Source organism: Vibrio sp. (genome assembly GCF_050299255.1).
In the GTDB taxonomy this organism is placed as follows: Bacteria; Pseudomonadota; Gammaproteobacteria; order Enterobacterales; family Vibrionaceae; genus Vibrio.
Genome location: NZ_JBNKVP010000025.1, coordinates 34,270 through 42,865 on the forward strand (window position 1 = coordinate 34,270; position 8,596 = coordinate 42,865).

Consider the following 8,596-nt stretch of genomic DNA (forward strand, 5'->3'; position numbering starts at 1 on the left):
AGTGAACAGGATGTTGCGAAACTATACTTGTTGACAGGACAGTAAATAATACTTTTAGCATATCTGCTTCCTGACACTCAAAAATAAATAAAAACCAGCCGATGTAATATGGAAAAGCACGAGTCAGAACTTCAAAAATTAATTGCAGAAAACCAGCGCTTGTCAGAGCGTGTCACGTCATTGGAAGAGACTTTGGACCAAATCGGCTCCTATTTATATATAAAAGACTCTGATGGTAATTATACCTATGCCAACAAGATGGTACGTGAGCTGTTTGACCGCCCTATGGAACGGATTGCTGGTTATGATGATTCAGAGTTTTTTGATCTGGATAAATCGGACGATATAAAGATCAACGATCGCCGAGTGTTAATTCAGGGAGAAACGGTTAAGAACGAAGAAAAAAACATTGTTACTGCGACTGGCGAGACCCACTATTACATGACGGTTAAACAGCCTTTGAAAAATGGAAATGGCCATATAACCGGAATGTTTGGTGTTTCGACCGATATCACTGAGCGTAAAGCGATGGAGTTGGAGCTCAGGCAAAAAACCGAGTTGCTCGATACCATTCTGAACAATATTGATGCTTTCATTTATATGAAAGACAGGCAATACCGGTTCGTTTATGTCAATCCGAAAACGGCCGAGCTGTTTGGTTTAGATCAGAAAGATATTATTGGTAAAACTGATGAAGAAATTTTGTCGATTGAGTCGGCAGAACAGTTCAGAGCAATGGATGAGAAGGTGTTTTTATCCGGCGAGAAGCAGGTCGGAGAAGAGAGCCTGATTGGCAGTGACGGTCTGGCACACTATTACTGGTCGATAAAAGCGCCAATGACTGATCCGGCCGGAGAGGTTGATCGGCTAATCGGTTTCTCAACTGACATCACGGAATTGTCGTTGCTGCGTAACCAACTCAGCGACCAGGTCAAAACTGAAATTATCAAACGCATTGAGCAAGAACGGTTGGCGGTGATCGACTCGTTAACCCAGGTTTATAACCGCGGCAAGCTCGATGAGATACTGGCTTATGAACTGAATCGCGCTGAACGGCTTGACTCCGGTTTCGGTGTGATACTGATAGATGTCGACCACTTTAAGCGTATAAACGATACTTTTGGCCATCAAACCGGTGATTTAGTGCTGATGGAAATTGCCGATATTTTGCAAAACAGTGTTCGTAAAATTGATACCGTGGGTCGCTGGGGCGGAGAGGAGTTTCTTATTATTTGTCCGGATACTCACCAGCAAGGATTAGTGCAACTGGCAGAGAGAATTCGAGTCGCGATAGCGCAGCATGATTTTCCTATTGCCGGTAACCAGACCACCAGTTTCGGGGTGGCTAATTATCAATATGGTGATACGCCTTTAAATGTGATTGCGCGAGCTGACTCTGCGCTTTATAAGGCCAAACGGCACGGAAAAAACCGGGTCGAAGTTTCAGTGTAAGGTATTGGCTTGTCGCCAGCGAAAAGCCTTTCAATGACTACAGCTCAAATTGTTTATCAAACTCTCTTTGATCCAAAATGTCTTCAATACGTTTGCGGGCATTTTGACGTTTTACCTCAGACGTGTTGTCTTTAGTCTCTTCTGCTTTAGTTTTCCTGGCGGATTTTGTCTTGGGTGATTTAGCCATAATAAATTTTTCCTTACGTTCTAATAGATAACATGATGACTGGTGGATATCAGCCACATGCTAGTTTCAACTAACATAAAAGCAGCCAATGCTTTGACCAGCCTGACCAATAATATTGCCTTGTTGGTATGTTTCGTCGTAGTTAAATCGTACCCCTTGGTTAAGCTGATTCATTTTGGGCAGTACGTGGCGTAAAAGAATATCGCTGTTAAGCTGATGAATCTCAGCATCCCATGATTCTGCTTGTTCGAATAGACAGAAACGAACGGTAAAATTATCTATATCTAGTGCAGGTTGGGGATTGGTGTTTCGGTTTAAATGATACCAGTGTCGATGCCGGCCGTTGGTTCGGGACATATTTTTCCTAATAGTTGTCAATAGAATACACTATTGCGCTGTCGCGAAAACTATCAGAATAACTATAGAGAACGATCGAGGAAAAATAGAGTGGTGCTATTGAGAATTAATGAATAAAAATGAGATAGGATCTCTATCTCGTAAGATATTGACGCAAAGCAAAACGATGCGTCAATATCTTGAGATCAGCGCTTACTGAGCAACAACGTCAGTTGCTTGTGGGCCTTTTTTGCCCTGCTCTACGTTAAAGCTTACTTTTTGACCTTCGGTCAGGGTTTTGAAACCGTCAGATATAATAGCGTTGAAGTGAACAAATACATCTTCACCGCCGTTGTCTTGAGAAATAAAGCCAAAGCCTTTAGTTTCGTTAAACCATTTTACAGAACCAGTCGTTTTAGTAGACATAATAACCTCTAAGAATTATCGAGTTAAAAATATTCAGAATTTCGGCTGAGAAACAGGCTATTGATGTTCGATGAAGCGAAGGTTGACGCAGAGGATATAACGAATGTATCGAGAATTTTCTGAGAGGAGTCTTCTACTCAATGTAGCATTAACAGCTCTTTTCGAGAGCCTGTGTGCACTATACAGTATCCGGGGGGGATGTATACCACTATTTTCAATTATTTCTAAATATATTTCACCGGTATTTATTGGACGGGTAAATTAAACGCGTTTGAGAAAAAAGCGCCGTTCACTGTCGGCGCTTTGGAAGTGGTTACTGTCAGGCAGTGAACTGCTCGACCAGATCGTGTAGTTCATTGGCGCGGCTATTCAACCCCTGGCTACCGGTGCGATTTTCATTTGCCAGTTGTGCAGACTGAGTGCTTTGCTGGGAAATCAATTCTATCCGTTGGGATATTTCCTGGCCCACCTGACTCTGTTCTTCGGTTGCGGTGGCAATCAGCGCATTCATATCCATAATGGTTTCCACCGAATGCTGAATATTGACCAGTGCATTGGCAGCAGCATTGGCCTCCTCGACAGTACTGCTGCTGCGGCCCTGGCTTGACTCCATCGCGTGGACGGCTGCATCTGAAGCGGCTTTCAGCTGTTCTATCATACTATGAATATCGCCCGTGCTTTCCTGAGTACGACTGGCCAGTTTACGTACTTCATCCGCGACGACGGCAAAACCTCGCCCTTGCTCACCGGCACGGGCCGCTTCAATCGCGGCATTGAGTGCCAACAGGTTAGTCTGTTCTGCGATATCCTGGATCACCACCAGCGATGAAGAAATATTCTGCACATCGCCTTCCAGGCGGGAAATTACTTCACTGGCCTGCTGCACTTCGCTGGCCAATGCCTGGACGGAATCGGCAGCGTTATTGACAATTTGCTGAGCGTCTTTGGCATTGTCGTCAGCATCTTTTGCGGCCTGGGCCGCTTGCTGGGCATTGCCGGAAATTTCCTGAGCGGTTGCGGTCATCTCGGTTATTGCGGTGGCCACCTGCTCAGTTTCCTGGCGCTGATTACCGGCCAGCTGGTCTACCTGGGCTGCTCGAACGGACATCTGCTGGGTTTCCGTGACTACCTGCTCACCCACCGCGCTGACTTTACCGATCATCTGCTGCAGGTTTTGCACAAACCGGTTGAAGTTGACGCTAAGGCGGTTTAATTCCGGTGCAGCAAATTCAGGCAGGCGGGCACTGAGGTCGGCTTCCCCACTGGCAAAAGCATTCAGTGAACCATCCAGTAAGGCAATTGGCTGAGTAATGGTGCGATTGACCAACATTGCCAGCCCCGCCACCAGTGCTGCCACCGCCAGGCAAAATAGACCGATTTCGGTGAGCGTACCGCGCAGTTTTGCCGTGGCTAACTGCGTCATCTGGGACACTTCCGCCTCGATATCATCGGTATAGAAGCCACTTCCCAGCATCAGATCCCATTGGGGGATGTAGACCGAAAGGCTTAGTTTTGGCAGCGGTTCGGTTTGTCCGGGTTTAGGGAAATAGTAGGTGGTAAAAGCGCCGGTTTTGGCATTTTTAAGCAGGTCCTGGATCAGGTAGTTGCCTTTTTGGTCCTGCAGGTTAAAGAAGTTTTCACCTACGCCCTTATCACTTTTACCGGTGACAATTCTTATTCCTTTTGAGTCGTAACCAAAAATATACCCGGACTGGCCGTATTCAAGCTTACGCAGTGTAGGCAAGGCTTCCTCTAACGGCGCACCCTGGTCGAGAAACGGCTGAATAGCCGATTGCGCCAGTTGTAAATAGTTGCTGAGCTCCGCTTTTTTCCGTTCCATCATGTGATGTCTGGTGAGTTCGAACTGATCTTCAAACAGTTGAGTGGTCTTAACGTAGGTAAATCCCAGCATACTTAGGGTGATGAGCAGCAGAGGAATCAAAGAGAGTAGGTATAAGCGATTACGTATGGTCAGACTCATAGGTACTTCCTGTTCTGGTTTGCCAAGCGCTGTTCAGCGTTGGTTAAATATCCATGTAAAACGTGGTGTTACCTCATTGAGATTAACCAAATTGTCTCGCCAGAAATGTGAGTATGTACGATTTTGCAAACATAATTTGTGAAATTAGACTTAAGTACTAGGGCCGCTCACGGGCTTTGCTCAGCGCGTTTTCACCATTGTGACAGCTAGCTGAGAAGAGGGGGGATGTCGTGACAAGGTGACAAGATAAGCTTGGAACAAAAACGCCCTGGCGCGCAGACCAGGGCGTTTTATTGCTATCGCGGATTAATAACCCATCAGTTGCAACAGGTTCTCGGCGGTTCGGATCGCTTCCTTGCGGTTGGCAATATTGAGCTTCTGATACAGGTTGCGGATGTGAGTTTTAATGGTGGTACCGGCCACATCCAGCTCCTGAGCGATCTGCTCGTTACTGAATCCCGAATAGATCAGGCCGAGCACCTGCCACTCACGCTGTGTCAGCGGGCTGGTACGTACCAGTTCAGGAATGTTCGGGTGATTGACCAGTTTTTCCACAAACTCTTCGTCGAAATGGATCGAACGGCTACGTTGAGTGGTGGAGATCTCTTTCATCAGTTGCTGGGCCCGATGACGTTCCAGATCGCCCAGTTCCACCCGGTGGCTGAGTTTGTCCAGCAGGTGGCCGATGCGTCCACCGTCGACCAGGAAGTTGCCCATGATACCGGTTTGGTTGGTCATCTCCAGCGCCTGTTTCAGTAGCTCACGCGCCTGATCCTCATCCTTTTCAACCGAGCACAACACCGCCTGAACGATCAGGTTGCGGTTGATGTCGGTCACTAGCTGATACTGGTCTGCCTGAGACTGCAAAAACTCCAGAGTTTCCCGTGCGTTATCATATTGCTCCAGGTTGATGTACGCCCTGGCAATGTTGCGCCACTGCAACTGAGTAAAGTGGTTACAGGCTTTTTCCGGACGAGTGGTGGTTTCCAGCCACTGTTCCATCGCGTCCATGTCACCTCGGGACTGCCAGAACAGGATCAGTGACAGGGAAGCATTTGCCGTCCAGTCGACATGGTAACTCGACTGTTTCATCAAGTGGACAATCTGTTCAATGAACTTGGCGGCTTTGTCTAATTCACCCCGGCCGATGGCAATTCGGGCCAACATGGAGTAGCTGTGCAGGTGCTTGCTCGGGTCGTGGTTACCCAGCACATGCAGCCCTTTGTAAGCGCACTCTTCGGCTTCATCCAAGCGGTTCCAGCACCAGAGTATCTGAGCGCGGACGCGCAATAGAAACTCATGCAAAGGCACCTGGTGTAACTGATGTTCTTCGATCAGCTTGAAGGCATTATCCTGCACCTCGTACGCGGCCTGAACAAAACCTTGAGCGATGAGGATTTCGCTCTGTTGCAGCATGGCCCATAGCGCCTGGTGGTAGATCTGATACTGACGGGCCAGTTTTTCTGTCTGCTGCATCAGCGGCAGCGCGCGGCCCAGATTACCCAGTACGTGATAGACTTCGCCAACCACCGATGTTGCGACAATCCGGCTACGGTAGGTGGTGCTATCGAGCTGACTCAGCGCCAGCTCGGCCAGCTCAAGCGCTTTTTCCGGTTGGTTCTGGTTGATGGCGACCTGGGCACGCAGAGCATTAAATTTTCCCTGATCCTGGGTGGTCAGGGTCACGTTCAACTCCTGCATATGCAGGTCGGCTTTGGCCAGCAACTCACCCACTTCATCAAATCGGTGTTGGCTCTGAGCCAGCCAGGCCTGCAACATACTGAGGCTGGATTCGCTGTACAGCTGCTCAGGCGATAGTGAATTAATGGCATTTTCCAGCGTGCTCAGCTCGCCTGAGTTAAACATCTTCCAGCCATGCTGCTTAAGAATCGTCGCCGTCAGAGAGGTGTCGAGCGCTTTCTGCGCGTGGCAAAGCGCCTGGTGCGGTGAGGAAAGCTTAAGCCAGGCTTTAGCGGCCGCCTGGTGTAATGCTTGCTCCTGTTGAGGAATGCGAGCCTGACGCTCGTGAGCCAGAAATTCAGCGAACAGGTTGTGGAAGCGATACCAGTTTTGTTCGCCTTCCAGCGGATGAATGAACAGTCCGTAGCGGTTGAGTGATTCTATCACACTGAGTGCGTCTTCCCGGTTGGTCAATTCTGACACCAGCGCATCGTTAAAGTGATCCAGTACGGAACATTGCAACAGGAATTGGCGGGTATCTTTATCGAGCAGGTCGAATACCTCTTCCACCAGGTAATCCCACAAGTGACCATGGTTGAATTGCGACATCGACTCGACAGATTGCGCCAGAGTGCGTTTGTGGTGCTGCGCCTGCAGAGCAATTAGCTGAAGGGCCGAAGGCCAGCCTTCTACGTAATGGCGGATGCTGTCTGCGGTAATATCGTCTATGCCATCGGCGACACGTTGATTGAAAAAGCGCGTGGTTTCTTCGGTATCAAACGCCAGCATCTCATTACCGATCTCAATCATCAAATCCCGCACGCGCAAGTTCGCGGTACCTAACGGCGGCGCCATACGGCTGGTAACCACTAGGGTAATGTTGTCCGGCATATGTTTGAGAAAGAAGCGCATTGCTTCGTGGATATCGTCGTCGTTGATCAGGTGGTAATCGTCAAGCACCAGGTAGCATTCCTGATGAAACTCGGCCAACTCGGTAAACACTTCGCCAAATAGACTGTGCAAAGAAGAAAATTGACGTTTCTCGGCCAGCTTTTGTGAATTGGGGCAGGAGTTCTGCGTTGCTTTGTTCAGTGCCTGCAGCAGGTAATTAATGAAGCGGAATGGGTCACTATCGCTTTCATCTATGCTGTACCAGCCAACGTTGGGTTTATCTGACAGCCACTGTGCAGCCATAGTGGTCTTACCGTAACCGGCCGGCGAGCGAAATAAGATTAACTTGTAGTATGGCGCATGTTGGAGTAGGTCAAGAACTCGGGGCCTGACGATCGCGTTATGTAAGCGTCCCGGCCGAGTGAGTTTAGAAGGAATCCACATCTTCTTTTCTTCCTGTTCCACTAGTTATCGTAATTGACTTGCATGTCATTGAGAATCGGATGGTACTAAACCAGCCGCTACGCAAATATTGATCCGTCACCTAATTTTCATTTATTTTGATTTTATTTGACTATCTACGCCCCAAATATGCGTTGTTCGTCACATTTTGTCGGGTGATTTGTTATTTGTCATACGAGTGTTACACCGAATTGGCTATAAATAGATCAGTTTACTGGTGAGTGTGATCCTGTTGGCACATTCAGATCTGACCAGCTGATAGTAAAAAATCTAATCATGATGTTTTTTGCGGAGTTGAACCATGTGAATGTGACACTGCGCAGCGAAATTTGCGCCAGAAGTGAAATTAATGGGATCCGGTTCAATTTCTGAGTGAGCTAAGTCGCTCTACGCCCCGCGTCCTCCTCCTGAAAATGGCCAAAATCGGGAGGATGTTTCTCTTGCCAAAGGGTAGCAGGATATGCGGCAGATGGATTAAACCAATAAGAGAGATTTCTCTAATGAAACCTACGCAACAGAAACAATTCGATAAAGCGTTGTTCCAGGACAATGTCAAGAAACACCTGACAGCAACTTACGCAACTACCGTTGAACATGCTGACAGCCGTCACTGGTATCTGGCGATGGGCCGTGCCCTGGCAGAGCTGACGACTTTCGATCTTCTGCAAACTGAGCAAGATGACAAAATCCGCAATGCGAAAAGCGTGAACTACTTGTCACTGGAATTTCTGATTGGCCGACTGACAGGCAACAACCTGATCAGCATGGGTCTGTACGAACAAATTACCGAAGCAATGGCAGAGCTAGGCCAAAGCCTGACTGATCTGCTGGAAGAAGAACGTGATCCTTCACTGGGTAATGGTGGTCTGGGTCGTCTGGCTGCGTGTTTTATGGATTCATTGGCAGCACAGGAATTCCCGACTGTTGGTTACGGTCTGCACTATGAATACGGCCTGTTCAAGCAATCTTTCAAAGAAGGTCACCAGCAGGAAGCTCCGGATGCCTGGCGCAGTGTAGAAGGCTACCCGTGGGAAGTCGCGCGTCCTGAACTGGCGCAAGAGATCGGGTTTTACGGCCACGTAGACGTCTACAATGACAATGGTCGTGAGCGCCGTCGTTGGGTACCGGGTATGAGCGTGAAAGCGATGCCGTGGGATCTGCCGATCGTTGGTTACCAGAGC

6 protein-coding genes are annotated in these 8,596 nt (G+C 48.3%); 2 read left to right on the plus strand and 4 right to left on the minus strand.

Annotated features, from left to right (window positions below):
* The first annotated feature begins 108 nt into the window (after positions 1-108).
* Entirely contained in the window at positions 109-1,452 is a 1,344-nt protein-coding gene (locus ACQY6F_RS09160; RefSeq protein ID WP_428773824.1) for a sensor domain-containing diguanylate cyclase, read from the plus strand.
* 37 nt (positions 1,453-1,489) lie between these two features.
* Here ACQY6F_RS09160 and ACQY6F_RS09165 read toward each other — a convergent pair whose 3' ends face one another.
* From ACQY6F_RS09165 to malT, 4 genes are all read right to left on the minus strand, one after another.
* Positions 1,490-1,639, minus strand: a complete 150-nt coding sequence (locus tag ACQY6F_RS09165) for an adenosine deaminase (RefSeq protein ID WP_428773825.1) — start codon at positions 1,637-1,639, stop codon at positions 1,490-1,492.
* Between the two features lie 549 nt (positions 1,640-2,188).
* Positions 2,189-2,401, minus strand: a complete 213-nt coding sequence (gene cspE / locus ACQY6F_RS09170) for a transcription antiterminator/RNA stability regulator CspE (RefSeq protein WP_428773827.1) — start codon at positions 2,399-2,401, stop codon at positions 2,189-2,191.
* 319 nt (positions 2,402-2,720) lie between these two features.
* The gene (locus ACQY6F_RS09175) at positions 2,721-4,382 is read right to left on the minus strand and encodes a methyl-accepting chemotaxis protein (protein WP_428773828.1); all 1,662 of its coding nucleotides are present in this window, start codon (positions 4,380-4,382) and stop codon (positions 2,721-2,723) included.
* 306 nt (positions 4,383-4,688) lie between these two features.
* On the minus strand, positions 4,689-7,397 hold the full coding sequence (malT, locus tag ACQY6F_RS09180) for an HTH-type transcriptional regulator MalT (RefSeq protein WP_428773830.1): 2,709 nt from the start codon (positions 7,395-7,397) through the stop codon (positions 4,689-4,691).
* 518 nt (positions 7,398-7,915) lie between these two features.
* On the opposite strand from malT, the gene ACQY6F_RS09185 reads away from it, so the two are divergent.
* On the plus strand, positions 7,916-8,596 hold a 681-nt coding region (locus ACQY6F_RS09185), incomplete at its 3' end, for a glycogen/starch/alpha-glucan phosphorylase (RefSeq protein WP_428773832.1).

Excerpts from the sequence above, each read along its gene's own strand:
- ACQY6F_RS09160 (WP_428773824.1), top strand. The coding sequence starts at position 109 with ATGGAAAAGCACGAGTCAGAACTTCAAAAATTAATTGCAGAAAACCAG.
- ACQY6F_RS09165 (WP_428773825.1), bottom strand. The coding sequence starts at position 1,639 with ATGGCTAAATCACCCAAGACAAAATCCGCCAGGAAAACTAAAGCAGAA.
- cspE (WP_428773827.1), bottom strand. The coding sequence starts at position 2,401 with ATGTCTACTAAAACGACTGGTTCTGTAAAATGGTTTAACGAAACTAAA.
- ACQY6F_RS09175 (WP_428773828.1), bottom strand. The coding sequence starts at position 4,382 with ATGAGTCTGACCATACGTAATCGCTTATACCTACTCTCTTTGATTCCT.
- malT (WP_428773830.1), bottom strand. The coding sequence starts at position 7,397 with ATGTGGATTCCTTCTAAACTCACTCGGCCGGGACGCTTACATAACGCG.